Here is a 25174-nt window from a genome sequence, read left to right as displayed (position 1 = left end):
GCGCGTGAAGGAACGGTCTCAGGTCACCGGGAACCAGGTCCCGGACGCCCATTCCGCGTCGCCCCAGGCCTTTCGCTCGTCGGACCGTGGATCGAGCACCAGATCGGTGTCTTCCCGGAAAACGAGCACCGGGCGCAGTTCGGGGCCGTAGGACGGCCACTCGGGGCCGTCCGCGTCGGCGACGCCGTCCCGGATGAAGCGCGCCCAGGCGCGGTGGACGAGCAGCGCGGCGCGCTCGCGCTTCGGGTTGACCGCGACGGCCTGGTCGAACAGCGGCATCGGGACCTTCCACGCCATGGTCGTTTCGGTGCCGTGGCCGCCGTCGAGCTGCTCGGGCACGCCGGGCGCGGCGATGTCGATGCGGTAGCGGAAGACGGGCGCGTGCGCGGACTGCGCGTCGGCGAGGCGCTGCGTCGGGATGCCGTAGCGCTCGTCGCCCATCGCGGCGATCTTGGCCGACTTCAGGTCGGGGACGCGGCGGAGGTACGTCTCGAGCAGGTGCGAAGTGCCTTCCCGGCCAAGGATCCCTTCGAGCACCCCGGAAGCCGGCGCCGTCGCGACGTCGTCGCCGAGCATCATGGCGTACGTGCTGCCTTCGTTGCTGTTGCAGCCGATCAGCAACCGCACGCCGGCCGCGCTCCCCCGCCGGATCGGCTCGATCGGCACCTCGGGCAGCACCCGCGGGTGCAGGGTCGGGCGCCAGAGCCACAGCGCCCGCAGCCCGGTCAGGATCTGTTCCTGCGCCTCGACGAACTCCTTGGCGGGCAACGCGCGCAACGCGTCCATGTCGTGGCAGCCGACCTCGTCGAGGAGCCGCCGGGCCCGCGCCGTGCCGGCTTCCGGCGTCGCCACGTGGTCGGCGCCGCCGCTGCTGCTGATCCCTTGGGCGAACAACCCGGCGGAGAGCGGGCTGCCCATCAGGTTCCCGAGGCTCTTCGCGCCCGCCGAGACGCCGTAGACGGTGATCCGCGCCGGGTCGCCGCCGAACGCCGAAACGTTGCGGCGCACCCACTTGAGCGCCTCGATCTGGTCGAGCAGGCCGCACACGCCGGCGTCCGCTTCGGACTCGCCGAAGATCCCGGCCAGGTGCAGGAAGCCGAGCGAGCCGAGCCGGTAGTTGATCGTGACCACGACGATCCCGGCGCGCGCGAACTCCTCGCCGTCGCCCAGCTGCTCGCCGTGCCCGACGCGGTAACCGCCGCCGTGCAGCCAGAACAGCACCGGCCAGCCGCCGTCGGGCGCGGGCCCTTCCGGCGTGCAGACGTTGAGGTACAGGCAGTCCTCGTCGCACACCGCCGACGGGTTCATCGGGTCCGGCGACTGCGTCGCGTGCGGCCCGTACTCCGTCGCGACGTGCACGCCACCGGACAGCGCGGGCGGCCGCGGCGCCCGCCACCGCAGTTCGCCGACCGGCGGGCGGGCGTACGGGATCCCGCGCCAGACGCGGACACCGTCACCCGCCAGCCCCACCAGCGCCCCGAGCTCGGTCGTGACCGTCGGGACGGATGCCATCAGAGCGAGGCCTGCTCGACCGTCGGCAGGCAGACCTCGAACCGGGTGTTCCCGGGCTCCGACTCGACGCGCAGGTCGCCCTGGTGGCGTTCGACGACGATCTTCCACGAGATGTCGAGGCCGAGCCCGGTGCCTTCGCCGACCGGCTTCGTGGTGAAGAACGGCTCGAAGATCCGCGGCTTGACGTCGGCCGGGATGCCCGGGCCGGTGTCGCCGATCTCGACGCGGATCTGCTCGTTCTGGCCCCAGGTGCGCAGGGTCAGCGTGCCCTCGCCCTTCATCGCGCCGATGGCGTTGTCGATGATGTTCGTCCAGACCTGGTTCAGCTCGCCCGGGTACGCGGGGATCTTCGGCAGGCTGCGGTCGTACTCCTTGACGACGCGGAGGCCGCCGATCTTGCCCGACAGCATGACCAGCGTGGAGTCGAGGCCGTCGTGGACGTCGACCCACTGGTGCGGCGCCCGGTCCATCTGGGAGTACTGCTTGGCCTTGCCGACCAGCGCCGAGATGCGCGTGGTGGAGTCCTCGATCTCGCCCATCAGCATCTCGGTCTCGAGCGCGTAGGCGAGCCAGCGGACGGCGCCGTCGATGAAGGTGTCGCCGACCTGCTCCAGCACGTGGTCCAGGTCGGGCGTGGTCAGCCCGGCGCGGACGTAGATGTCGGCGAGGTCCCAGCCCTGGTCGATGCCGCGGTCGTCGAACCAGTCGGTGATCTCGTCCTCGCGGTCGGCCTGCTGCATCGCGGTCAGCTTCGGCGCCTGCGCGACCTGCTTGACCAGGCGTTCCTGGACGTCGATGAGCTGGTAGAGCAGCTCCGGGTCGATGTCCTTCTTCGCCAGGAAGGCCAGCTTGTGCCGCATGCCGGCGACGCGCTCGCGCAGGGACGCCGTCGCCCGCACGGCCGCGGCCGCCGGGTTGTTCAGCTCGTGCGTCAGCCCCGCGGACAGCTCGCCGAGGGCGAGCAGGCGACGGCGCGAGCCGATCACGGTGTCGCTGTTGCGCCAGCCGAGGTACATGCCCTCGAGCAGGTGCGTCGCCATCGGGAACCACTTGCGGAACTCGACGGAGAACTCCTTCGACGGCAGCGCGAGCAGCGTGACGTCGGACAGCGCGCGCACGGTGGCGCCGTAGGTGTGCTCGGCCTCCTGGTGGACGAAGAACTGCGTCGCGCCGAAGTAGGCACCGCGCTGGTCGGACCGGTTGGTTTCGACCTCGGTGCCGCTGACCAGGCGGGTCATCCGGATGGCGCCGTTCAGGAGGACGTAGAAGCAGGTCGCTTCGCCGCCTTCGCTGATGACGGTGGAGTCGCCGTCGTACTCCTCGAGCACGGCGTTGGCGGCCACCCAGTCGAGCTGTTCTTCGGAAAGGTGTTCGAACAGGAAGAGCCCGCGAAGCTCTTCCCGCGGCAGTGCGCTCATTCCTGCACCCCTGTTTTGTCGGTGGTCGGGGCTACGTTCGCCGCATGTCCCGCTTTCGCCTGACACCCACAGCCGAACAGGAGGCCCGGCTGCTCGTCCACTGCGCCCACGCTCGGTTCGTCTGGAACCTCGCCGTGGAGCAGCACTCCCATTGGCGGCCCGGACGGCCGCTCCCTCCAGGTTACGTCGACCAGGCGCGGCAGCTGACCGAGATCCGCGCCGAACACCCTTGGTTGCGCGAGGGCTCGGTCACCGTGCAGCAGCAAGCCTTGCGCGACTTCGCCCAAGCCGTGCGGAACTTCTTCGGCGGCACGCACGGCAAGCCGACGTGGCGCCGCGCGGCGGCTCACCAGGGTTTCCGGCAGGTTGCCGTCCGGCCCGAACACGTGCGCAAGCTCAACCGGCGCCGGGGCGCGGCGTGGATCCCCAAGGTGGGCTGGGTCCGCTTCCACTGGTCGCGGCGCCCGCCCGCGGCCGCCAAGTCCTACCGGGTCACCCGCGACGGCGCCGGCCGGTGGCACATCGCGTTCGCCGCCGTTCCCGCGGCGATACCGGCGCCCGGCGATGGCGGGGTGGTCGGCATCGACCGCGGTGTGGCGGTGTCCGCCGCGTTGTCGACCGGCGAGCTCCTGCGCTGCCCCGGCCTGTCCCGCGTGGAGCGGACACGCGCTCGCCGGTTGCGGCGCCGGCTCGCCCGGGCCACCCGTGGGTCGCACCGGCACGCCCGGCTGGTGGGTGCGATCGCCCGGCTCACGGGTCGTGAGTCCGCCCGCCGGAAGGACTGGGTGGAAAAGGTGACGACGCGGCTCGCCCGCGAATTCGACCTGATCCGGGTCGAAGACCTGCGCATCGCCGACATGACCAGGTCGGCGAGGGGCAATGCCGGCTCGCCGGGACGGCAGGTGCGTCAGAAATCCGGTCTGAACCGGGCGATCCTGGCCCAAGGATGGGGTCTGCTCGTCTCGCGCCTGGCGGACAAGGCGCCTGGCCGGGTCGAAAAGGTCCCCGCCGCGTTCACGTCGCAGCGCTGCTCGGCCTGCGGGCACGTGGCGCCGGAATCCCGCGAGAGCCAAGCGGTGTTCCGGTGCGTCGCCTGCGGGTACCACGACAACGCCGACGTGAACGCGGCCCGTAACATCGCCGCCGGACGGGCGGTGGCTGCGCGGGGAGGCGGGACAGCGGTCCGGCCGGTGAACCGCGAACCTCGGCGGCCGGTCCCCGCGGCCGGCGGCCGGAATCCCCCGGTCGGCTGACTGCGGGGAGGACGTCAATGTTCCTCCAGGTACCGGTGTACCAGCGTCACGGCCATCGCGCCCTCGCCGACCGCGGAGGCCACCCGCTTGACCGACTGGGATCGCACGTCGCCGGCCACGAACACGCCGGGGATGGACGACTCGAGGTAGTGGGGATCACGGTCGAGGGTCCAGCCGGGCGGGCGCTGGCCGGCGGTCAGCAGGTCCGGGCCGGTGCGGACGAAGCCGTGGTCGTCGCGGTGGATCGCGTCGCCGAGCCAGTCGGTGCGGGGCGCCGCGCCGATGAAGATGAACAGGTGGCCGGAGTCGACGACCTCGGTGACGCCGTTCTCGCACAGCGTCAGCCGCTCCAGGTGGCCGTCGCCGTGGGCCTGCTTGACCGTCGTGTGCGTGCGGACGTGGATGTTCTCGATGCCGGCGATCTGCTCGATCAGGTAGTGCGACATCGACGCCTCCAGCGAGGCGCCGCGCACCAGGATCGTGACGTCGCTGGCGTGCCGGGAGAAGAACACCGCGGCCTGGCCCGCCGAGTTGGCGCCGCCGACGATGTAGACGTGCTCGCCCTTGCACTCGGGTGCCTCGGTCGCGGCCGAGCCGTAGTAGACGCCGCGGCCGGTGAGCTCCTCGATGCCGTCGGCCTCCAGCGCGCGGTAGTTGACGCCGCTGGCGAGGATCACCGAATGCGCGGCGATCTCGCTGCCGTCGCCGAACGTGATCACCCGCTGCGAACCCCGCGCTTCCAGGCCCACGACGTCGCGGGCGGTCAGCACCTCGGCGCCGAACTTCTGCGCCTGGCGCCGCGCCCGGTCGGTCAGCTGCGCGCCGGAGACGCCGTCGGGGAAGCCGAGGTAGTTCTCGATGCGCGAGCTCGTGCCCGCCTGGCCGCCGGTGGCCTTCTTCTCGACGAGCACCGTGCGCAGGCCCTCGGAAGCGCCGTACACCGCGGCGCCGAGGCCGGCCGGGCCGCCGCCGATCACCACGAGGTCGTAGAACTCCTGCGCCGGGCGGGTCGACAAACCGACCGCGTCGGCGATCTCGCCGCCGGTCGGGTTCTTGAGAACGGTGCCGTCCGGCGTGACGACCACCGGGATGTCGGTCTCGGTGGCCTCCGCGGCCTGCAGGATCCGGCCGCCCTCGTCGTCGTCGACCGAGTACCAGCGGTACGGGACGGCGTTGCGCGCGAGGAAGTCCCGCAGGTGGAACGACGGCGAGTTGTACCGGTGGCCGATCAGCTTGACCTCTTCGACCGGCCTGTCGCCGACCGCGCGCCACGTCTCGACCAGCGCGTCGATCACCGGGTAGAGCTTCTCCTCCGGCGGGTCCCACGGCTTGAGCAGGTAGTGGTCGACGTCGACGACGTTGATCGCCTGGATCGCGGCGTCGGTGTCGGCGTAGGCGGTCAACAGGGCCCGGCGGGCGTGCGGGAACAGGTCCATCGCCTTCTCGAGGAAGGCGATCCCGTCCATCTGCGGCATCCGGTAGTCGGCGAGGATCGCCGCGACGGCGTCGCCACGCAGCTTGATCTCGCGCAGCGCGTCGAGGGCGTCCGGGCCGGAGTCGGCGCGGATGACGCGGTAGTCCTTGCCGTAGCGGCGCCGCAGGTCACGGGCGACCGAGCGGGACACGGCGGGATCGTCGTCGACGGTCATCAGGATCGGCTGGCTCACGCCTTGCAGCCTACGGCGCCCCGCCGCCGGCTGGGGAGGACCGCCGTTTCGGCACCTGGACCCGCTCCAGGTCCGCGGCCACGACGATCTCGCCGTCGAACTCGGCTTTCGCTTCGGCCAGGAACCGCTCCGGCTCGGGGTAGCGCTGCGAGAAGTGGGTCAGCACGAGCTGCCGGACCCCGGACTCGGCGGCGACGCGGGCGGCCTGCTGCGCGGTCAGGTGCCCGAAGTCACGGGCGAGGTCGGTGTCCTCGGCGAGGAACGTCGACTCGATCACGAGCGTGTCGGCGTTCTCGGCGAGCGCGTACACGCCGTCGCAGAGCCGGGTGTCCATCACGAACGCGAACCGCTGGCCTGGCCGGGGCGTGCTGACGTCGGTCAGCTCGACGCCGTTCAGGTGGCCTTCGCGCTGGAGCCGGCCGACGTCGGGGCCTTCGATGCCGCGTTCCTTCAGCTTCCCCGGCAGCATGGTCCGGCCGTCGGGCTCGGTCAGGCGGTAGCCGAACGCCTCGACGGGGTGGCTCAGGCGCCGCGCCTCCAGGGTGAACTTCCCGGTGGCGATCGGACCGTCGCCGTCGATGGGGTGTTCCCGCAGGTCGGCCTGCTCGTAGAACGACGTCGCGTGGCGCAGGCGTTCGAAGTAGTGCGCGCCGGACGCCGGGAAGTGGGCGTGGACGGGGTGCTGCACCTTGTCGAGGGACAGCCGCTGGATCACCCCGGGCAGGCCGAGGCTGTGGTCGCCGTGGAAGTGCGTGACGCAGATCCGCGTGACGTCGGTGGCGGCCACGCCCGCCCGGAGCATCTGGCGCTGGGTGCCTTCGCCGGGGTCGAAGAGGATGCCCTCGCCGTCCCAGCGCAGGAGGTAGCCGTTCTGGTTGCGCAGGCGCGTGGGCACCTGGCTCGCGGTGCCCAGCACCACCAGTTCGCGGGTCGACACCCCCGCGACGCTACTCAGCCGGCGAGCTTCCGGAGCCGGAACGCCAGAACCAGGAGCACGATCCCGTAGATCAGCGCGTAGATGCCGACGAGGAGCGCGATGCCGTACGCGCCGGCGATCGGGTTGATCACGATGAGGATCCCGGCGAGCACGGAGATCGCGCCGGCCAGGATGAGGAAGGCCTCGCCCTGGATCTGCTTGCGCAGGCGGATCGCCGCGGCGATCTCGGCGACGCCGGTGATGATCGCCCAGAACCCGACCAGCAGGGCGAGCAGCAGGACGGTGATGCCGGGCCAGACCAGGACGAGGATCCCGGCGACGACGCCGAGCACGCCCAGGATCCCGTAGGCGGCGCGGTGCCCGGCGTCACCCGGGCGGAAGGCCTGCATGAGGCCGCCGACGCCGTCGATGATCGCGTACACACGCCGTAGAGGATCGCCAGGACGAGCACGGTGGCGCCCGGCCAGATCAGCGCGAAGAGCCCGAAGAGCACGGCGAACGCACCGCGGACGGCCACCAGCGGCCAGGCTTTGCGGGGTTCGACGACGGAGAACGCTGCGAAGGAGGTCATCTGCCGCTCCCGGATCGAAGGGAGCACCCAGTATCGCGACGACCACCCGCCGACGGCGCCCCGAGCAACCCGTTCGGGGGTATCCACTGTGGACTTGAAGGACCGGCGTGCGCCGCGGCCGCCACCACGGCGCACGCCGGTTGCTCAGGGGTAGCTCACCAGGTTGACGGCTTTGGTCCCGCTCGGGGTCGCCGGCCCGGTGGTGTTGATGACGTGCGTGATCGTGCCCTGGTAGTTGAGCGACACGGTCACCATGTCGTGGAACCGGACACCGGCTGTGTTCGGCGCCTCGTACGCGTGCGCGCTGGCCACGGACGGGTTGCTGCTGAAGTAGCAGTAGCTGCCCAGGCCCCACGCTTCGTGACTGGTGACGTTCGGGCTCACCTTGTACGCGGAGAAGCCCGGCGTGGACCCGTTCATCCAGCTCGCCTGGTCCGGCACGTCGTAGGGCATCTCGTTCTGGAAGAAGTACGTCCGGCCGCCGTTGCCGTTCCAGACGACCTGCGTCTTCTGGTAGTGCTCGACGAACAGGCCGTACATCGTCACGTCGTTGCCGTTGACGGTGAGCCCGGTGTCGGCGGTGTTGGTGGTCCAGCCGACGTACTCGTCGCGTTCGGCGTGGTCGGCGCGCCAGATCCACATGTGGTCGCCGATCACGTTGCTGCTGTTGACGACCAGGCTGTTCGTCGCCTTGCCGACGGCGGCGCCACCGATCCGGAAGAACACGTCGTGCAGCGACGTCGGGTCGGCCGCGTGGTTCGCGCTCGAGCCGGCCGGGCCGACCTGCATGAGCGTGGCCGAGTTCGTCGTCCCGGCGTCGATCAGCAGGCCGGCGAGCTTGACGCCGTCGACGTCGTCCACGGTCATCGCGGTGATGCCGTTGTCCGGGACCAGCGTGGCGATGCCGAGCCCGAGCACGACGGTGTCCGGCCGGGTGACCCGAAGCGTCTGGTTGAGGTGGTAGACCCCGGGCGTGACCAGCAGGTTCTTACCGGCGGCGAGCGCGGCGTTCATGTCCGCCGCGGTGGCGCCGGGCTTCGCGATGTAGAACTGGTCGATCGAGATCGACGTACCCGGCGCGGCGCCGCCGGCCCAGGTCGTGCCGGACGCGTTGGTCTTCACGCCGGGGACGAACACCTGGTACTTGCCCGCGCCGTCGAGGTAGAGGAACGGCTTCTCGCGCACGACCGGCGTCTGGGCGACCGTGGTGTAGGGCGGCGTCGGGAAGGAGTTGGCGGGCGCGCCCTGGACGCCCGCGAAGACCATGTTCCAGTTCGAGCCGTTCCAGCTGCCGAACTGCGAGTTGCGGGAGATCCACTGCTGCTGCGAGCCGGAGCGGACCTGGCCGTCGATCTTGCTGTCGGAGATCCAGCCGCCGCTGGCCCAGCCGCCGTCGTCGAGCTGCAGGTCACCGCGGACGTGCATGCGGCGGTACGGCGCGGCCTGGCTGACCGCCCACCGGTCGGCGCCGCCGGTCGGCGTCACGGACAGGTTTTCCGCGCCCCGCCAGAAGTTCTGGGTGGCGTTCTGCGGCGGGAACCAGTCGGCCTCGACGTGCACGGCACCGTTGATGTTGACCGCGTCGGGGCTCAGCCCGAGGCCGAGGACCTGCGTGTAGAAGCCGACGTTGACGTCGTTGGCGTAGGTGCCCGGCTTGAACATCACGGCGTAGCGCTGGCTGCCGAACTGGTTGCGTTCCTGCTGGCTGAAGATGCTGTTCAGCCGGCTTTGGATGGTCGCGGCCGGCATCGACGGGTCGAAGATCACGACGTTCGGCCCGAAGTCCGGCTGGCCCGGCTGGCTGGTGTTCACGGGGGTCAGCATGAAGGACTGCGCGGCGGTGCCGTTGCAGGCGTACTGCTGGAGCTGGACGGAGTCCGCGGTCGAGGCACCGGGGACGTCGAGGCACTTGCCGCTGTTGCGGCTGACGAAGTGGTACCGGCCGCTGCCTTCGTCGACGGCCTGCCACTGCTGGTTGGCCCCGTTCGAGTAGGACCACAGCTGGACGAGCCCCCCATCGGCGGTCGAGACGTCGGTGACATCCCAGGCGGCGGCCGGGTTGGTGCGGGCGTTCACCCGGAAGTAGCCGTCCCCGGTCGACTGGAACTGCCACTGCTGCGAGGCGGTCTGGTTGCAGGTGTACTGCTGCACGACGGTCCCGTTGGCAGTGCCGGCGGCCCGCGCGTCCACGCACTTCCCGCTGTTGGCGGCGGTCACGGTGTACCAGCCGTCGGGCGTGATGGCAGCATCGGCCGGTCTGGCGACCACCACGCTCCCGACCAGGACCAACGCCGCACCGAGCAGCGTCGTCACCCTCTTCATGCGAAACCTCCTCTGCCGCGTTTCGCGGCGTCCATCGAGCAGGAAACGGCAGAGGCGTGCCCGGTCTGGGTAGACGCGGCGTAACGGGCGGGGACCTCGGCGTCACAACCGCGCAAAATGTAACGGCGGCCACACCGGGAGTCAATACACGACTAAAAATAAGGTGTGAAAGTGCAGGTCAGCGGGTTGGGGTGGGTGTGGGGACCCCCGTGCTGGGGTCGTACTGGGGGTCGTGTACGGTACTCACATACGAGATGCGGAGTTCACCTTCGCCTCGGGGCTATGGCGCAGCTGGTAGCGCACCTCACTGGCAGTGAGGGGGTCAGGGGTTCGAGTCCCCTTAGCTCCACATCGTAAAGAGCCCCTCCGTTTCAGCCTCGTTGGCTGGTCGGAGGGGTTTTTCGCGTTCCCGGTTCGATCATCGGTGATCGGCTTGCGGCGTGATTTGTGCTCGTGGGGGCGTTCCCGCTGCTCCCCGGCTTGCTCGGCGAGTGACCCCCACCGTGGCGAAGAGGGGGACAACCGGAGCCGCCCGCCCACCGTCGGCCACACTCGGTGACGGCGTCGGCGGCAGTGGTGCCGCCATGCGCCAGCGGCGCTCGAGGTCATCGAGCAGGCGCTGGTCGACCTCCGGGGCGACGTGGGAGTAGGTCTCGATGACCCGGTTGTCCAGGCGGTGACCGAGCCGGCGGGCCTGGGCGATCTCCGGTGCGCAGGTCTTGTGACTGTGCCGCAGCCCGTGGCAGGTCAACCCCGGTCGAACCGCCGCACAGCCCGCCTTCGCTCCGGCCGTGTCGCTGCCGTCGACCGCGGGACGGAAACCCGCCGCACGAACGTCGAGCGCCACAACCACGTCCCGGTCGGCGTGGTGAACACGAACTCGTACCGGTGCCGCGCGAGGTGTTCGCTCAGCAGCACGACCAGGAACGGCGGCAGCGCGATCGTCCGGGCCGAAGCCCGGGTCTTCGGCGGCCCCAGCCACCGCATCGACCCCGACTCATGCGATCCGCACCGTCTGCTCCGGTGTCGCCCAGATCCGCTCCGGTACCGCCCGTCGCGACCGCCGGCCACGACGCCTCCGCCTCCGCACCGGATTGAACGGAATCAGCCGCTCATCGGCCGCATCGGTCAGCAGCATCGACAACAGGTTGATCTGCGAGCTCCCCGTCGACGGGGCGTACCCGTCCCGCTCCAGCTCTCGGACCCATTCGGTCACACCCAGCGCCGTGATCGCACCCAACGGCAGGTCCCCGAACTTCGGCAGGATGTGACGCCGCAACCGACTCCGGTAGCTCTCGATCGTCCGCGGATCCAGATCCAGCGACCGGAACCACCGCGCCACCCACTCGACCACCGTCATCGCGCTGTCCGCCGGATCGATCCACACCCGCCGACGTCGATCCACCTCCAACCCCGCCGCGTAAGCAGCAGCGTCACGCCGCGAGTCAAATCCGGACACCGACCGAACGCCGAACCGTTGCCGCCGATACCTCACGCGCCACGACCTGCTGCCGCACTGCTCCACCCACGCCACAACAACCTCCCACACCCAAAGAAGCGTTGACCCACAGGCGCAGTTCCCCGTCGCCGACATCGCCAACGAGCGTCCTCAACAACGAGGCGGGCAAACGACTGCCACCCAGGACGCGCAGGTCCGACCGAACGGTTGTACGCACTCTCGTGCCGAAGAGCGGGCTGAGAAGCGTGAGGTGCCGATCAACGACATTTGAGGCGGCTCGTTCAGTCCGCTACCGGCAACCTCGCCAGCTGCTTCTTCGCGTAAGAGTTTCCGCTGTTCACTGCCCGGCGCAGGAGTTCTTGGGCTTCGGACTCGCTGCCCTCTGCCATTTTCACCTCGGCGAGTCTCACCAGAGCCCAGTGATCGCCCCCTTCCGCAAGGCTCCTCAGAATGAGCTCGGACCCAGCCGAATCGCCACGCTCCAGTCGAGCTTTGGCCACCTCGTACCATGCGGATTTATCTGATTTCAGAGCAGACGCTCGCGCGTATTGCCCGGCAAGCCGCTCGGCCCCTGCGCAGTCGCCAGCACGTTCCGAAAGGACAGCAAGCTTAACCAGCGCATAGGGCTGCCCATCCTTTAACAGTCGTCGATAGATCCTGCGCGCACGCCGTCTTCGTCCCTGCTTCTCGCGAAGTTCGCCCAGCTCCATCAAGGCCCAAACGGATCCACCATGGAAAGCTCGCCACAGCAGACCTGCGCCGCGACGCTCGTTTCCGTGTTCCAAGTGTATTTGGCCGGCAACACGCAATGCGTTCGGATGCCCGATCCTCTCCGCCAAGTCGCAGTAGGCCAGAGTCAGGCTCGGTTCCTCGGATGTACTGGCAATGATGATCATCTCGGTGATCGCGTCACGGAACCCGAGCTTCATGGCGTGCCGCATCACGGCAAATGCCCGATCCTTGTCCGACGACACGTAGGTCCAGGCCAGACCGGTGAGCGCCTCCTCGTTACCATGCAGGAAGGACCTCGTGGCAAGTTGCAGAGCGAGATGATGCTCATCTTGACCGGCGAGCTCCCTAGCCTGGTACTCGACAGCTCTCGCCCCGCCGAGAGCGAGAGCCTGCTCGTACAGCTGGCCCGCGTGCTCGGACTGCCCCAAGCGCGTTTCGATCGACGCCAGCCCGACGAGGGCGTGCGGGTTCTCTCCGTCGTCGGCCAAGGTGTACCACGCCTTGGCGGTGTCCCATTCGCCCTGATCTTCATGCCAGGTACCCATGACGACCTGGGACCAAGCGTCGCCGTTCTCGGCCGCCAGCCTCCGGTAGGGCAGTGCGGCTTCGCGACCTTCAGCCTCGCTGACCAAAGAAGCAAAGCCAGCGGTTCCTGCTGCGACGCCCTGCGCGGCAGCACTTCGTGCCAGTCGATGGGCGAGATCCGTCCGGTTGCGGATGTAGGCCGCTCTGGCGAGCGCCGCCTGATCGTCGCCCCCCACGTCGTCGCGCAGTGCGGCACGCCAGAACGCATCCGGCGGACAGACCTCCAACCGTGTCCGCTTGCCATATTGCTCGAGGTAGTCGACCAGCCGATAGCCGTTCGTCGGCTGTGCCGCTGAACTCTGCCTGACCCGTGACAAGGGCCCTCGTGCACCTCGGCACAACGGCAGCAAGTAGCCGACAGCGCTGTCGAACCAGTCATCCGGCAGGCTGTCCCGCTGCAATTCGGTCAAGTAGGCAAGCGCAGCGTCTTTCAGAAAACCCGGCGGCAGCGCTGATTGCCAGCCGAGCCGACGAGCATCCATCGCCGCATGCACGACCGCCTGCGCCGCCGGCGGCGCAGTGAGATAGCGCTCGACCTGAGCCGGGCCACCCGCCAGGTATTGGGTGACATGGCCCTCCTCGGCGTTGGCTTCAGCCTCCGCGAGTCGCGGGTCACTTTTCGCCGTCTCGGCAAGTGTCCGTAGCTCGACCTCGGTGAAGGTCTCCGGCACCGGAATGAAGTGCCCGGTGACGAGTTTGCGCACCTGCGGCCGGGTGTCGTCCGCAGTCTCCGCCGGAGCGAGCCGGAGGCGGTACTCGTGCCACAGCGTGCCCAGCACCAGGACCGGAGCACGGTGCGGATCCTGGATCGCCGCGATGAGCCCCGAGCCAATGGCTTCGTCGCGCTGCATATCGTCGGTATACAGGTACCGATGCAACTCGTTGAGCCACAGCACCGTGTGCGGGCCGACGACGGGGAGCTCCGCCACCAGCTCATCCGGGGATTTCGGGTGCCACAAACGCCAATTCTCGGGCAGCCGCCGAACCTGCTCCCACGCCGAGCGCGTCTTGCCGGTCGAAGAATTGCCCAGCAGCACGACAAGGCCACTCTCACCGGCCAGCGCCCGATCGACGACCTTTTCGAAGTCACCGTCGTGCTGACGCCGGACATACATCGGCAACTGCGGCAACCCGCGCACCGAGCCGGGAGCGCTGATCGCCTCGTGAACCTCCAGCGCGTAAGGATCCCGGATCTCCGGCACCGGTAGACCCAGCGCAACCCGGACGTCAGGCACTGGATTCCTCGGCGCCGCGCAACGCAGCAACTCCGGTGCCGCCGTGGCATCGAACACTTGAAGCTGCTTGTCCACCGTAACGGTCCGCGACTTGCGCCGCAGCGGATCGGCGAATTCCGCCCGGACGTCGACCCACCACGCTTCGTTCTGTTCAGGATGCGAAAGCACGAGAATCACGGGGGCATTTCCCCGCAACCAGTAACCGAGGTCGCGTTCGTCGCAGGTGTACCGGAACGATGTTTCGGTCTCAGCAGTGAACGGCCGCGTACTGGCCTTGCTCTGGACGAGCAGCACCAGGTTGAGCACCTCCGCGCTCGACGGGTCGACGAGGTCGATGTGACCGTCGATCCCGTGGTCAACCCGACGCGGGTGGAAGAGGAAGCCCATCTTGGTCACCCGGGCGTGGATCAACGCAATACCGGCTTCGCCGATGAGCGTCTGGCGGCTGACCTTCTTGCCCTGAGACACCACCCAGTCATCCTTACCGCTGATGGAAAGCCCGGCGAGACCAGCGTAGCGGTCAGCTGAAGCCGATCAGCGTGATGATAGTCAGCGTGGTGCCCCCGGCGGGGCCGCGCAAGGCGGGAACCCGGGCCGGCCTGCGAATTTCGGTGGGGCAGCCGGTAATCGAAGGCAGGTCTGACTCTCGTCACCTAGGGCATACATCGGATGGCCCCACAGCGGTCACCCAAACGGGGAACGTGAGCCAGCATCCCTGTCATGCCACATAGCATGCGCCCGGGTGAGCTACCCTCAGCAGCGGCCACCTCGACTTGGGGCGGGCTGGTTAGCCAAGGTTGCTCATGACGCTGGTCAGGCCGCACGACGCGGTCCGGGCTGGTCCTGATCGGCTGCATCCAATCCCACGTCTCTTCCTGGATACGCCAGATGTTCGGCATGCGCGCGGCGCAGTTCTCACTAATTTCATTGGGGCACAGCTGAGGCAAACCCCCTGTCACAACTGCACTCAACAACACACAGTTGCAAGCAACGGCGATCAAGCGCATGATCTGACTAGGCCATTCTCTATCGCCACAGGTCAGGACCATGATCGACCCACACTGGCAGTGAGGGGGTCAGGGGTTCGAGTCCCCTAGCTCCACTCTCTCGCAGAGCCCCTTCGATCATGCCGTTCCGGCAGTTCGGAGGGGTTTCTTTGTGTCTGGGATCGATCTTGGGTGAACCGTGGCGCGTGGGTGCGGTTCGGGTCCTGCAACTGACAAGCAGCTGACACTTCGGTCGGCTGCGTCGTCGACACGGTTGAGAACCGCGACGACACGGGGAGCCCCGATTTCATGGACACGAGCCCTGCCGCTGCTCACGCACCCGACGAGAGCGATACCCGCCACCAGCTGGTCATCGGCCAGCAAGATCGGCTGATCAACCTCGCCTACCGCATGCTCGGCTCCCTCGCCGACGCCAAGGACGCCGTTCAGGAGGGCTATACGCGCTGGTACGCGCTCGCGCCGGAGCAACGTGACGCCGTCAAGGCTCCGGGGGCGTGGCTGAACACCGTGGTCAGCCGGATTTGCCTGGACGTGCTCGGGTCGGCGCGGGTGCGTCGCGAACAGTACGTCGGGCAGTGGCTTCCTGAACCGCTGCCCGACAGCGCGGAGTGGCCCGGACCTGGTGCCGACCCGGCGGAGCGGATCACCCTCGACGAGTCGATCGACATGGCGTTCCTCGTCGTCCTCGACTCGATGACCCCGGCCGAACGGGTCAGCTTTCTCCTGCACGACGTGTTCCGCTACAAGTTCTCCGAGATCGCGGACATCGTTGGGCGCACCCCTGCGGCTTGTCGTGAGCTCGCGTCGTCCGCCCGGCGGCGCATCCGTCAGGCCCGCCCGGCCGCGTCGCCGCCCGACTTGCGCTCGGCTGTGGTCGGCGCCTTCAAGCGGGCCTGGCAGGCCAAGGATGTCGCTTCGCTCGTCGAGCTGCTCGACCCGTCGGCGACCGCGATCGCCGACGGCGGCGGTCACGTCGCCGCGTCGCTCGCGCCGGTGGAGGGCGGGGCCGAGATCGCTCGCTTCCTCGTCGGCCTCGCCGAGCGGGCCGGGGCCCTGGACCTGCTCGAACGCACCGTCAACGGTCAGCCGGGCCTGGTGGCGACCGACGGCGGCGGGACAACCGCGGTCTACGCCTTCGACATCGTCGACGGCCGCATCAAGCGGTTGTGGGTCGTGCGCAATCCCGAAAAGCTCCACATCTGGCCGAAACACTGAACATCCCTGACGTTCCGACGCGCCGAATCGTCGAAGGCGTGGAACACCTCGACCTGAACTTGGAGACAGCCATGGACCACGCACCCCGCTTCGCACTGCACCTCGTCGTCGACGACGTCGACGAAAGCATCACCTGGTACCAGGAAGGGCTGGGCGCCGAGGTGACCCGTCTGCTCCGCCTGCCGGACCAGTCGATCCTCATCGCCGACCTCGACGTGCACGGACTGCCGGTCGCCATCGCCGCGCCCGTGCTCGGCACCACGCTGGCGAGCCCGGCGGCGACGGGCACCTCGGTCGGTGCCTACCGGCTGACGGTCGATGACGCCGACGCCGCGGTGCAGCGGGCGTTGGCCGCCGGCGCGACACTGCATTCCGCCGTGCGTGATGCGTTCTGGGGTGTGCGCACCGGCGAGGTCCTCGACCCCTCCGGCCATCGTTGGGGCTTCGACCAGCACCTGCGTGAGGTTGCGGTCGACGAGATCGAACGCAACCTGGCCGGGCTCACCGGCGGCTCCTGAGGGAGCACGCACCATTCGGTGACGCGCCTCGCCGCCGAGCAGCGGGTCAGCTCTTGAGGCGGGGGAAGAGGTTCTCGGAGTTGCCTCGGTCGATCGCGGCCCGCAGCTTGGCGTCCAGCGGGTACTTCTCGTACGTCTTGTTCAAGAAGGTCACCGCGGGCGCGGGCGCGAACGGGAAGTCGCTGCCGTAGGTGATGTGGTCCGGGTCGGCCACTTCGAGCAGGCTGGGCAGGGCCGCGGGGGACGCGGAAAGCGCGATGTCGTAGTAGAACTGGCGCAGCACGGCGAGCTGCTTGGGCACCTGATGCTTCTGGTCCAGCAGCGCCCACGCCTGCTGCGCCTTGTTCTTCGTGCTCATCATCGTCAGCAGGATCCGGTAGGAGATGTAGGGCACGAACCCGCCCGCGTGCGCGAGGATGAACTTGATCCCCGGGTACTTCGCCATCGCGCCCGACAGGATCAGGCTGATCGCCGTGCGGGTGGTGTCGAGCAGGAAGTCCGCGGTGAACGTCGGGATGCCGGGCACCTCCGGGGCGGGCAGCTCGCCGGGGTGGACGAACACCGCGGCCTGCCGGTCGTGCAGGAACCGCAGCAGCGGGTCGAAGCCGGGGTCGCCGAGGTAGCGGCCGTCGTTGTTGGCCAGCAGCACGATGCCGTCGGCGTGCAGGACGTCCAGGGCGTACTCGGCTTCGGCGAGCGCGCCTTCGACGTCGGGCAGCGTCAGCGTGGCGAAGAACCCGAAGCGGTCCGGGCGGTCCGCGACCACCGCGGCGGTGTACTCGTTGACGTCACGGGCCCAGCGGCGAGCCTCGGCGACGTCGCCGAAGTAGACCCCCGGCGTGGACAGCGACAGGATGCCGGTGCGGATCCCGCGGCCGTCCATGAACTTCAGCGCGGCCGACGGGGACCACGCGGGCAGGTCGACCCCGCCGGGCCGGATGCCCTTCTCGTGCATCCACTTCGCGTAGTCCGGCGGGACCAGGTGCTGGTGGGTGTCGATGCGGTGGGCACGGCTCATCGGAGCGGTCCTCTCGGATCAGACGGTGGCGAGCGGGTGCGCGCGGCGCAGCCGGATGCTCTTCGCGGACAGGTAGCGGCGGCGGTCGGTGATCAGGATCGAGACGAGGGTGCCGACCACCAGCCACGCGGCGAGCTGGGCGACCCCGGTCGTCAGGCCGGTGCCGTCGGTGGCCGCGGCGCGCAGGGCCAGGACCGCGCCGTGGGTCGGGAGGTAGTCCGCGAGGGCGTACAGCGGTCCGGGGAGCGTCGAGACGACGCCGGTCGCGCCCGCCAGGACCAGTATCGCGAGGGACGCGATCCGGCCGGCGCGGCCGAAGAGCGCCGTGGCGGCCTGGTTGAGGGCGACGAACGCCGACGCGGCCAGCAGCGCGATCAGCAGGAAGCCGATGGTGCCGGCGAAGCCGAGTTTCAGGACCGGGACGGCGATCGCGGTGATGGCGAGCGCGGCCAGTGCGGCCGCCGTGGCGCCGGGGATGGCGGCGCGCAGGATGATCCGCCAGGTCGGCTCGCGCGCGGTCAGGACGCCGTCCGGCACGGCCCGCGTGACGATGTAGGTGGCCAGTGCCAGCGCCCAGAGCGCGAGCGCGGCGAACAGCGTGAGGGCCAGGGTGCCGATCGGCGTGCCGTCCGTCGTGGCCGTACTGGGATCCGCGGCGACGGTCTTGAGGTGCGCGCGTTCGGCGTCGGTGTAGCTGGGCACCTGGTCACGGCCCTGGTCGAGCTGTGTGGCGAGTTCCCGGGCGCCGTCGGCGGTCTTCTTGGTCCCGTCCTTGAGCTGTCCGGCGCCGGAGGCGAGCTTCTGCGCGCCGGAGTTCGCCTGCCGGACGCCGGTGTCGAGCTGCCGCGCGCCGTCGGCGGCCGAAGCGATGCCGGCGGCCAGCTCCGTGGACTTCGTGGCGAGCTGGGCGTTGCCGTCGGCGACCTTGCGGGCCCCGGTCGCCAGCGCTTGGACGGCGTCGCGGGCCTTGACGGCGTTGGCGCGGACGGCGGCCTTGACGCCGTCGATCTTTCCCGCGTCGGTCGTGAACCGGTCCGCGGTCTCGCTCAGCCGGCCGCAGAACGCCGGTGTGCCGGTGCATTCGTCGGCGAGCTGCCGGAACTGCTTCGCCGCGCTGCTCGCTGACGGGACGGCGTCGAGCGCGGCGATGATCCGGTTGGCGAGCGGCACCACGACGCCGGCGAGCTGTTCGTTGCCGTCGGCGACCTGGTCGGCGCCGTCGGCCAGCTGCCGGGTCAACGCGGGCAGCCGCGCGGTGTCGCGCTCGGCCTGGGTGAGCCCGGACGCCAGCTTGCCGGAGCCGCTGGCGAGCTGGGCGGTTCCGGCGGCGAGCTGGTCGGCGCCGGTGCGCAGCTGCCCGGCGGCGTCGTCCAGCTGACGGTTTCCGTCGGCGAGCTGCGCCGCGCCGTCCGCGGCCTGGCCGACTTTCTGGTGCAGGGTCGTGAACCCGACGTAGACGTTGTCCAAATAGGTCTGCACGACCTGCTGGTTCAGCGTCCGTTGCGTGGCCTGGGCGATGTGGTCGGCGAGGCCGGGATCGCTGACCCCGGCGGCGTCGGACGTCCGCACCCGCACCTGCGCCTGGCGCGCCTCGAGCGGTTTGGCGGTGGCGCTGGAGGTGGCGCGTGCCGAGAAGTCCTTCGGGATCGTCACCGTGGCCGCGTAGCTGCCGTCGGCGAGGCCGGCCGCGGCGTCGTCGGCGTCGGTGAGCACCCAGTCGTAGGCCGAATCTTCGCTGTGGGTCAGGTATCCCGCGAGCTGGCGGCCGAGCGGGATGGTCCGGCCGTTGACCTGGGCGGGCTCGTCGGTGTTGACCACGGCGGCCTTCGCGGTGCCGTGGTTGGCGTCGGGTGCCCAGAACGCCCAGGTGAGCAGACCCATGATGATGAGCGGCACGGCGATCAGGCCGGTCCAGGTGCGCCAGGTCAGCGGCCCGGAGGCGAGGGCGCGGGCGGAGTCGGCGAACGGCTTGAGCATCAGGAGACCTCGGCGGGCTGGACGGCGGTGAGGGCGTGCAGGTGCGCGGCCGCGGGCAGCAGGTCCCGGACGCGCTCGGGGTCCTGGCAGGTCAGCACGAACGTCGTGGCGCCCCGCTCGGCGATGAGACGGCGGACGTGGTCGCGGACGTCCGCGCGCAGCACGAGGTCGATGTCGTCGACCACGACGAGCCCGGCGTCCCGGTCGAGGGCGATCTGCCGGGCCGGGTCCCGCGTGTCGCGGCACGGGATGACGGCGACCTCGCGGCGCAGCGCGTGGGTGTGCTGGGGCAGCACCCGGCCGAGCACCTTCAGGTCGCCGGTGAACTTGGTGACCCGGCCGGCGAGCGTGTACGCCAGCGCGGTCTTGCCGCAGGCCCCCGTGCCGTGCAGCACCAGCACGCCGCCGCGGGGCACGCGCAGCTCGGTGTCGCGGTAGACCGGGTGGCCGCGGTCGTCCTCGAGGCGCAGGTCGCGGGCGCTGATCGCCTCGTCGGTGCCGGGCCAGTCCGCGAGCCGCAGTTCGTGCACGAGCGCGTCGCCCTCGGCGTCGAACACCGGCAGCACCCGGTCCAGCTTCGGCGGGAGCCCCCAAGCGCGGCGGCCGAGCAGCGCCAGCACCGCGGGCACCAGGGTCATGCGCACGATGAAGGCGTCGATGAAGACCCCTACCGCGAGACTGAACGCGATGGGCTTGATGGTGGCGCTGCCTTCGGGGACGAACGCGGCGAAGACCGCGAACATGATCACCGCGGCCGCGACCACCACGCGCGAGGCGGAGATGAACCCGGATTCGATCGCGTGGTGCGGGTCGCCGTGGTGGACGTAGTCCTCGCGGATCCGCGACACGAGGAAGACCTCGTAGTCCATGGCGAGTCCGAAGAGGACACCCATCAGGATGATCGGCAGGAAGCTGATCACGCTGCCGGTGTGCGTCACGTTGAGGGCGTCCGCCAGGTGGCCTTGCACGAACACGAACGACGTCGCGCCGAAGGCCGCCGCGACCGAGAGCAGGTACCCGGCCGTCGCCTTGATCGGCACCCAGATCGAGCGGAACACCATGGCCAGCAGGATCAGCGAGAGCCCGACGACCAGGATCCCGAACGGGAGCAGCGCGCTGCCGAGCTGGGCGGAGACGTCGATGCCGACGGCGGTGATGCCGGTGACCGCGGCCTGCGTGCCGTAGGTGTCGCGGAAGTGCGGTTCCAACCCGCGCAGCCGCGCGACCAGGTCGTCGGTCTGCGCGGAGTCCGGCGCGGTCGTGGGGACGACCTGGATGATGCCGGTGTCCCCCTTGGGGTTCGGGGTGGCCAGCGGGACCGAGGCGACGCCGGGGACGTGCCGGATCTCGCCGGCGATCTTGTTCACCAGTCCGATCGGGTCGGTGCTGGTGATGATGTCGGCGGTGACGATCAGCGGGCCGTTGTAGCCGGGCCCGAAGTGCTCGCTGACGACCTCGTAGGTGTCGCGCGCGGGGCTGCCGTGCTCCTCGGTTCCGTTGTCCGGCAATGCCAGCCGCAGGCTGGTGGCCGGAATCGCGCAGACGGCCAGCCCGGCGACCACGACCAGCACCGTGACCAGTGGTGCCTTCGTCACGGCACGCACCCACCAGTGCGCGATCCGCGGCTTCCGGCGGCGCCGCTTGGGTTTCGGGGTGCGCGGCCGCGACCGCTTGCCCGCGAAGGACATCAGCGCGGGGACGAGCGTGACGGCGATCGCGACCGCCAGCGCCACGGCGACCGCGGCGGCGACGCCCATGGTGGTCAGGAACGGGATGCCCGCCACGGCCAGCCCGAGCAGGGCGATGACGACGGTGAGGCCGGCGAAGATGACCGCCGACCCGGCGGTGGCGGTGGCCCGGGCGATCGACTCTTCGACGTCGAGGCCTTCGGCCAGCTGGTCGCGGTGCCGGGACAGCAGGAACAGGGCGTAGTCGATGCCGACCGCGAGCCCGATCATCACCGCCAGCATCGGCGCGGTCGAGGAGATGGGCGTGACGAGGGTGGCGAGGAAGATCAGCCCGATGGCGACGCCGACCCCGAGGATCGCCGTGACGAGCGGCATGACCGAGGCGATCAGGGACCGGAACATCAGCACCAGGACGAGCAGCGCGATGACCAGGCCGATGCCTTCGGTGGGGCTGAGCTTCGGCACCCGGTTGGAGAAGGCATCACCGCCGGTGTAGACCTTCGCGCCGGTCTGCTTCCCGAGGTCGTCGGCGATCGTCGAGAGCCCGGTCTTGGTGGCCGGGTCGACCTGGGCGAGCTGCACCTTCAACGGCACGGCGATCAGGGCGGCCCGGTCGTCGTCCGACACCGCGCCGTCGACGTTCTCGTCGAACGGGTTCACGACGGTGGCGACCTGGTCCAGCTTCCCGATCCGCGTCACCGCCCGCGCCACCGCGGCGCGGTGCGGCGGGGTGTCGGCCTTCGCGCCGTCCGGGACGACGAGGACCAGCTGGGCCGAGGTGCCGCTGACTTCCGGGAAGACCCGGCCGAGGTGGTCCAGCGCGTCCTGCGACTCGGAGCCGGGGATGGCGAACGCGTCGTCGGTGCCGTGGTTGAACAGCAGTGCCGCACCGCCGGCCGCCGCCAGCACCACCACCCACAGCGCCAGCACGAGCACCCGGGCACGGGCGGCGGCGCGGCCCAGCCGGTAGAGGAACGACGACACGAGGACTCCTGACCAGGTTGGATACGTCGTGTATCGTAATGCAGGATGTATCCGATGCACAGTGCATCCCGTCACTCCGGCGGGTGAGGCGGGGAAAGTAAGGTGAACGACATGGCGACCACCAGCGCGGGTCTCGGCTCCCCGAAGGGCATGACCCGGCGGCGCGCGGAGACCCGGCGGCGAGTCATGGCGGCGGCCTACGAGGTGTTCACCGAGCTGGGCATCCGCGACGCCCCGGTCGAAGTGATCTGCGAACGGGCCGGCTTCACCCGCGGCGCCTTCTACTCGAACTTCGCCAGCAAGGAAGAGCTGTTCCTGGCGATCTACGAGGTGGAGATGCAGGAGCGCGCCGAGCGGCTGCGCGCCGCCGTCGAAGCGGCGGTCGACCGGGCCGCGCCCGGGTCCGTCGCCGAGGTGCTACAGGAGGCCGGCCTGCTGTTCATGGAGTCCGTCGCGGCCGACGAGACGTGGTACCTGCTCAACGCCGAGTTCCGCGCCCAGGCCATGCGGCAGCCGGAACTGCGCGCGCCGACCGCGTCCGCCGAGGCCCGGTTCCACGACGCGCTGGCGGAGATCCTGCAGCACCTGCTCGGCCGGCTGGACCTGCGACTGACGGTCGATCCGCGCAGCGCCGTGGTCACGATCGTGGCCCTCTACGAGACCATGCTCGAACGCGCGATCCTCGACGAGCTTCCGGACCGGGCCAACAGCCGGTACGTGACCGACGTGCTGCCCCGGCTGTTCACGGCGTTGATCGCGCCGTAGCGACGCGCGAAATTTGAGGAACGATCGTTCTTGACTGATCGTTCCTCAAAACACTATCGTCGTGGCATGGGCAGGCGACGGGCGTTCGACGAGGACGAGGTGGTGCGTGCCGCCGTGGAGCTGTTCGGCGGGCGCGCGTACGACGGGGTTTCCGTCGACGACCTCGTGACCCACCTCGGCCTGCACCGCAACAGCCTGTACAAGACGTTCGGCAGCAAGCGCGGCCTCTACCTGGCCGCCTTGCGCCGTCACCTCGGCGACGACGTCCGTCCGCTGGCCGAAGCGCTCGCCGCGGCTCCCGATGCCGCGACCGTGCTGCGGCTCGTCACGGCGTCCGACCTCGGGCTGCTGCTGCTCGCGGCGGTCGAACGGGCGCCGGCCGACGAGGAGGTGGCGGCCGAAGTGAGCGCGGCGCTGGCCGCCGTCGACCAGGCGATCGCCGACGCGCTCGGCATTTCCCCCGAACTCGCGGCCGCTCTCACGGCCGCCGCACTGGGCATCGTCCTGCGCGGCAACCCCGACGGGGTCGGCACCGCGCTGACCCGGCGGTTCGATCCTCTTGACTGACAAGGAAAAAACATGGCACTGGTCCACATCGACGGCGACGACCTCGTGGTCGTGATCGAAGGTCTCGACAAGCTCTGGGCGTTCAAGAGCAGCCTGACCATCCCGCTGGCCAACGTCCGCGGCGCGACCGCGGACCCCGGCATCGCCGCCGACCCCAAGGGGATCCGCGCGCCCGGCGCCCACCTGCCCGGCGTGATCACGGCGGGCACGTTCCACCTCGACGGCGAAAAGGTCTTCTGGGACGTCAAGGACTCGTCGAAAGCCGTCGTGATCGAACTCGCCGACGAGCGCTACGCCCGTCTCGTCCTCCAGGTCGACGACCCGCGCGCGACGGTCGCGCTGGTCGAGAACGCGCTGCGCTGATGCTCTCCCACCTCGCCGCGGCCGCGGTGTCCCTGGCCGCCGTGACCGCCGGCCCGGCGCCCGGCTTCGTGCCCGCCGCCGACCGCGAAATCGTCTTCACCGTCGACGGGACGGCGACCTACGGCACCCTGCACGTTCCCGCGCACCGGGCCGGGCAACGGCTGCGCGCCGCGCTGCTGCTACCCGGCAGCGGCCCCACGGACCGCGACGGAAACCAGCCGCCCCACGCGTCTCCGGACACGCTGGCGCAGGTGGCCGGCGCGCTCGGCGGCGACGGGATCGCCACGCTGCGCTTCGACAAGTACGGCACCGGCCGCACCGGGCTCGGCGCTTACCGCGACCACCCGGAAACCCTCGACTACCCGGCGTTCGTCCGCCAGGCGAAGGCCGCCTACGAGTCGTTGCGCGACCAGCCGGAAACCGACCGGCACGCGCTGCTCGTCGTCGGGCACAGCGAAGGCGCGATGACCGCGTTGCTGCTCGGCGGCACGGTCCAGCCGCGGCCAGCCGGGCTGGCATTGCTGCAACCACAGGCGATCCGCTTCCTGGACCTGGTCGCGCTGCAGCTGCACGCCCAGACCGCCGAGGCGGTCCGGCAGGGCCAGTTCACCCCGGAGCAGCAGCACGTCATCGACGCGGCGATCGACGCCGCCGTCACCGCCCTGCGCGAACAGCGGCCGGTCGACCCCACCGGCCTGCCGCCCGCCCTCGCCCAGCTCTTCGCGGCGTTCCAAGGGCCGAGCGGCCGGTTCGTGCTGAGCGACGACGCCGTCTACCCGCCGGCGACCGCCGCGGCCCTGCGTCCGGGGACCAGGGTGCTGCTGACCTGCGGCACGAACGACAGTCAGGTCCCCTGCGCCACCACGGACGCGTTGACCGCCGCCCTGCGCCGCGCGCACGCCGGCGGACCGGGCCGGGTGCCGCTGCCCGGCGTGGACCACCTGCTGCACGACGCCGATCACCCGGACGCCCTCGCCCCGGCCGTGCTCGACGCACTTCACCGGTTCGCGGATGTCGTGCCGCGGCACTCCCGTTCGTCGGGTCCATGACGACTCGACTGATCCGGAGGTTCACGATGCGATCGACGTTCCGCACGCCCGGCGGCGTCACCCTGGGGGTGGAGCACTTCGGCGACCCGGCGGCTCCGCTGGTGCTGCTCGCGGGTGGCACGACCATGCTGTCCTGGCCCGACGCGCTGTGCGCGGCGCTCGCCGGGGGCGGACGTCACGTCGTGCGCTACGACCTGCGGGATTCCGGCACGTCGACGACGGTCGACCCGGAGGCGCCGTCGTACACGCTGCGTGACCTCGCCGCCGACGCCGCCGCCCTCGCGCGCGGGCTCGACGACCGGCCGGCGCACCTGGCGGGCATCGGCGTCGGC

The 25174-nt window shown here is 70.1% G+C and carries 18 protein-coding genes, 1 tRNA gene and 2 pseudogenes; 9 read left to right on the top strand and 12 right to left on the bottom strand.

The window, feature by feature from the left end; all coding sequences use genetic code 11:
• Positions 1 to 18: 18 nt before the first annotated feature.
• Positions 19 to 1512 (bottom strand): carboxylesterase/lipase family protein, encoded by a 1494-nt coding sequence (locus G3I65_RS00370; RefSeq protein WP_160693640.1) that lies wholly within the window; start codon positions 1510 to 1512, stop codon positions 19 to 21.
• Complete coding sequence (locus tag G3I65_RS00365) at positions 1512 to 2930, bottom strand: ATP-binding protein (RefSeq protein ID WP_160693638.1); 1419 nt, start codon at positions 2928 to 2930, stop codon at positions 1512 to 1514. Before G3I65_RS00365 ends, G3I65_RS00370 begins: the two co-directional genes overlap by 1 nt.
• A gap of 44 nt (positions 2931 to 2974) precedes the next feature.
• Here G3I65_RS00365 and G3I65_RS00360 point away from each other — a divergent pair, with 44 nt between their 5' ends.
• Complete coding sequence (locus G3I65_RS00360; RefSeq protein WP_160693636.1) at positions 2975 to 4183, top strand: RNA-guided endonuclease TnpB family protein; 1209 nt, start codon at positions 2975 to 2977, stop codon at positions 4181 to 4183.
• Between the two features lie 14 nt (positions 4184 to 4197).
• On the opposite strand, the gene G3I65_RS00355 is transcribed toward G3I65_RS00360, so the two are convergent.
• The 4 genes and pseudogenes from G3I65_RS00355 to G3I65_RS00340 all read right to left on the bottom strand — a co-directional run bounded on the left by G3I65_RS00355 (position 4198) and on the right by G3I65_RS00340 (position 9680).
• A complete protein-coding gene (locus G3I65_RS00355) occupies positions 4198 to 5850 on the bottom strand; it encodes a response regulator (protein ID WP_160693634.1) in 1653 nt (550 codons plus the stop codon).
• Positions 5851 to 5860: 10 nt separating this feature from the next.
• A complete protein-coding gene (locus tag G3I65_RS00350) occupies positions 5861 to 6787 on the bottom strand; it encodes a ribonuclease Z (RefSeq protein WP_160693632.1) in 927 nt (308 codons plus the stop codon).
• 14 nt (positions 6788 to 6801) lie between these two features.
• Positions 6802 to 7358: pseudogene (locus G3I65_RS00345) on the bottom strand (HdeD family acid-resistance protein).
• A 144-nt stretch (positions 7359 to 7502) separates the two neighbouring features.
• Positions 7503 to 9680 carry an RICIN domain-containing protein gene (locus G3I65_RS00340; RefSeq protein WP_166639461.1) on the bottom strand — a complete coding sequence of 726 codons (2178 nt, stop codon included), beginning with the start codon at positions 9678 to 9680 and terminating at the stop codon, positions 7503 to 7505.
• 276 nt (positions 9681 to 9956) lie between these two features.
• Here G3I65_RS00340 and G3I65_RS00335 point away from each other — a divergent pair.
• A tRNA-Ala gene (locus tag G3I65_RS00335) sits at positions 9957 to 10029 on the top strand.
• A 398-nt stretch (positions 10030 to 10427) separates the two neighbouring features.
• On the opposite strand, the gene G3I65_RS00330 is transcribed toward G3I65_RS00335, so the two are convergent.
• The 3 genes from G3I65_RS00330 to G3I65_RS00320 form a co-directional block, all read right to left on the bottom strand.
• Positions 10428 to 10667 (bottom strand): hypothetical protein, encoded by a 240-nt coding sequence (locus G3I65_RS00330; protein WP_160693630.1) that lies wholly within the window; start codon positions 10665 to 10667, stop codon positions 10428 to 10430.
• Between the two features lie 10 nt (positions 10668 to 10677).
• Positions 10678 to 11067 (bottom strand): N-terminal phage integrase SAM-like domain-containing protein, encoded by a 390-nt coding sequence (locus G3I65_RS00325; protein ID WP_160693628.1) that lies wholly within the window; start codon positions 11065 to 11067, stop codon positions 10678 to 10680.
• A 353-nt stretch (positions 11068 to 11420) separates the two neighbouring features.
• Positions 11421 to 14159 carry a DUF4365 domain-containing protein gene (locus tag G3I65_RS00320; RefSeq protein ID WP_203612234.1) on the bottom strand — a complete coding sequence of 913 codons (2739 nt, stop codon included), beginning with the start codon at positions 14157 to 14159 and terminating at the stop codon, positions 11421 to 11423.
• Between the two features lie 827 nt (positions 14160 to 14986).
• Between G3I65_RS00320 and sigJ the strand changes: the two genes are divergently transcribed.
• Positions 14987 to 15913, top strand: a complete 927-nt coding sequence (gene sigJ, locus G3I65_RS00315; RefSeq protein ID WP_160693626.1) for an RNA polymerase sigma factor SigJ — start codon at positions 14987 to 14989, stop codon at positions 15911 to 15913.
• The gene (locus tag G3I65_RS00310; protein WP_309235220.1) at positions 15865 to 16431 is read left to right on the top strand and encodes a VOC family protein; all 567 of its coding nucleotides are present in this window, start codon (positions 15865 to 15867) and stop codon (positions 16429 to 16431) included. Before sigJ ends, G3I65_RS00310 begins: the two co-directional genes overlap by 49 nt.
• A 46-nt stretch (positions 16432 to 16477) precedes the next feature.
• Here G3I65_RS00310 and G3I65_RS00305 read toward each other — a convergent pair whose 3' ends face one another.
• From G3I65_RS00305 to G3I65_RS00295, 3 genes are read right to left on the bottom strand one after another with little or no spacing between them, the layout of a single operon-like run.
• Positions 16478 to 17449, bottom strand: a complete 972-nt coding sequence (locus tag G3I65_RS00305; RefSeq protein WP_160693622.1) for an amidohydrolase family protein — start codon at positions 17447 to 17449, stop codon at positions 16478 to 16480.
• 18 nt (positions 17450 to 17467) lie between these two features.
• Complete coding sequence (locus G3I65_RS00300; RefSeq protein ID WP_160693620.1) at positions 17468 to 19426, bottom strand: YhgE/Pip family protein; 1959 nt, start codon at positions 19424 to 19426, stop codon at positions 17468 to 17470.
• On the bottom strand, positions 19426 to 22098 hold the full coding sequence (locus G3I65_RS00295) for an MMPL family transporter (RefSeq protein WP_160693618.1): 2673 nt from the start codon (positions 22096 to 22098) through the stop codon (positions 19426 to 19428). The genes G3I65_RS00300 and G3I65_RS00295 overlap by 1 nt, the downstream gene beginning before the upstream one ends.
• Positions 22099 to 22209: 111 nt before the next feature.
• On the opposite strand from G3I65_RS00295, the gene G3I65_RS00290 reads away from it, so the two are divergent.
• The 5 genes and pseudogenes from G3I65_RS00290 to G3I65_RS00270 form a co-directional block, all read left to right on the top strand.
• Entirely contained in the window at positions 22210 to 22863 is a 654-nt protein-coding gene (locus G3I65_RS00290) for a TetR/AcrR family transcriptional regulator (RefSeq protein WP_160693616.1), read from the top strand.
• 66 nt (positions 22864 to 22929) lie between these two features.
• A complete protein-coding gene (locus G3I65_RS00285) occupies positions 22930 to 23430 on the top strand; it encodes a TetR/AcrR family transcriptional regulator (RefSeq protein WP_163046625.1) in 501 nt (166 codons plus the stop codon).
• 12 nt (positions 23431 to 23442) lie between these two features.
• Positions 23443 to 23793, top strand: a complete 351-nt coding sequence (locus tag G3I65_RS00280) for a hypothetical protein (protein WP_160693612.1) — start codon at positions 23443 to 23445, stop codon at positions 23791 to 23793.
• Positions 23793 to 24842, top strand: coding sequence for a S9 family peptidase (locus tag G3I65_RS00275; protein WP_160693610.1), 1050 nt, complete (start codon positions 23793 to 23795; stop codon positions 24840 to 24842). Before G3I65_RS00280 ends, G3I65_RS00275 begins: the two co-directional genes overlap by 1 nt.
• A 26-nt stretch (positions 24843 to 24868) precedes the next feature.
• A pseudogene (locus tag G3I65_RS00270) lies at positions 24869 to 25174 on the top strand (alpha/beta hydrolase); the annotation flags it as partial.

It is taken from the genome of Amycolatopsis sp. SID8362, from assembly GCF_010550475.1.
GTDB lineage: Bacteria > Actinomycetota > Actinomycetes > Mycobacteriales > Pseudonocardiaceae > Amycolatopsis > Amycolatopsis eburnea.
Note: the sequence above shows the minus strand (reverse complement) of the source record. Positions and strands in the feature narration are given on the sequence as shown.

What these genes read in the sequence shown, in the direction of transcription:
- G3I65_RS00300 (WP_160693620.1), bottom strand. Translation starts at nt 19,426, where the DNA reads ATGCTCAAGCCGTTCGCCGACTCCGCCCGCGCCCTCGCCTCCGGGCCG.
- sigJ (WP_160693626.1), top strand. Translation starts at nt 14,987, where the DNA reads ATGGACACGAGCCCTGCCGCTGCTCACGCACCCGACGAGAGCGATACC.
- G3I65_RS00330 (WP_160693630.1), bottom strand. Translation starts at nt 10,667, where the DNA reads ATGCGGTGGCTGGGGCCGCCGAAGACCCGGGCTTCGGCCCGGACGATC.
- G3I65_RS00285 (WP_163046625.1), top strand. Translation starts at nt 22,930, where the DNA reads ATGGGCAGGCGACGGGCGTTCGACGAGGACGAGGTGGTGCGTGCCGCC.
- G3I65_RS00290 (WP_160693616.1), top strand. Translation starts at nt 22,210, where the DNA reads ATGGCGACCACCAGCGCGGGTCTCGGCTCCCCGAAGGGCATGACCCGG.
- G3I65_RS00365 (WP_160693638.1), bottom strand. Translation starts at nt 2,930, where the DNA reads ATGAGCGCACTGCCGCGGGAAGAGCTTCGCGGGCTCTTCCTGTTCGAA.
- G3I65_RS00275 (WP_160693610.1), top strand. Translation starts at nt 23,793, where the DNA reads ATGCTCTCCCACCTCGCCGCGGCCGCGGTGTCCCTGGCCGCCGTGACC.
- G3I65_RS00360 (WP_160693636.1), top strand. Translation starts at nt 2,975, where the DNA reads ATGTCCCGCTTTCGCCTGACACCCACAGCCGAACAGGAGGCCCGGCTG.
- G3I65_RS00370 (WP_160693640.1), bottom strand. Translation starts at nt 1,512, where the DNA reads ATGGCATCCGTCCCGACGGTCACGACCGAGCTCGGGGCGCTGGTGGGG.
- G3I65_RS00305 (WP_160693622.1), bottom strand. Translation starts at nt 17,449, where the DNA reads ATGAGCCGTGCCCACCGCATCGACACCCACCAGCACCTGGTCCCGCCG.
- G3I65_RS00280 (WP_160693612.1), top strand. Translation starts at nt 23,443, where the DNA reads ATGGCACTGGTCCACATCGACGGCGACGACCTCGTGGTCGTGATCGAA.
- G3I65_RS00340 (WP_166639461.1), bottom strand. Translation starts at nt 9,680, where the DNA reads ATGAAGAGGGTGACGACGCTGCTCGGTGCGGCGTTGGTCCTGGTCGGG.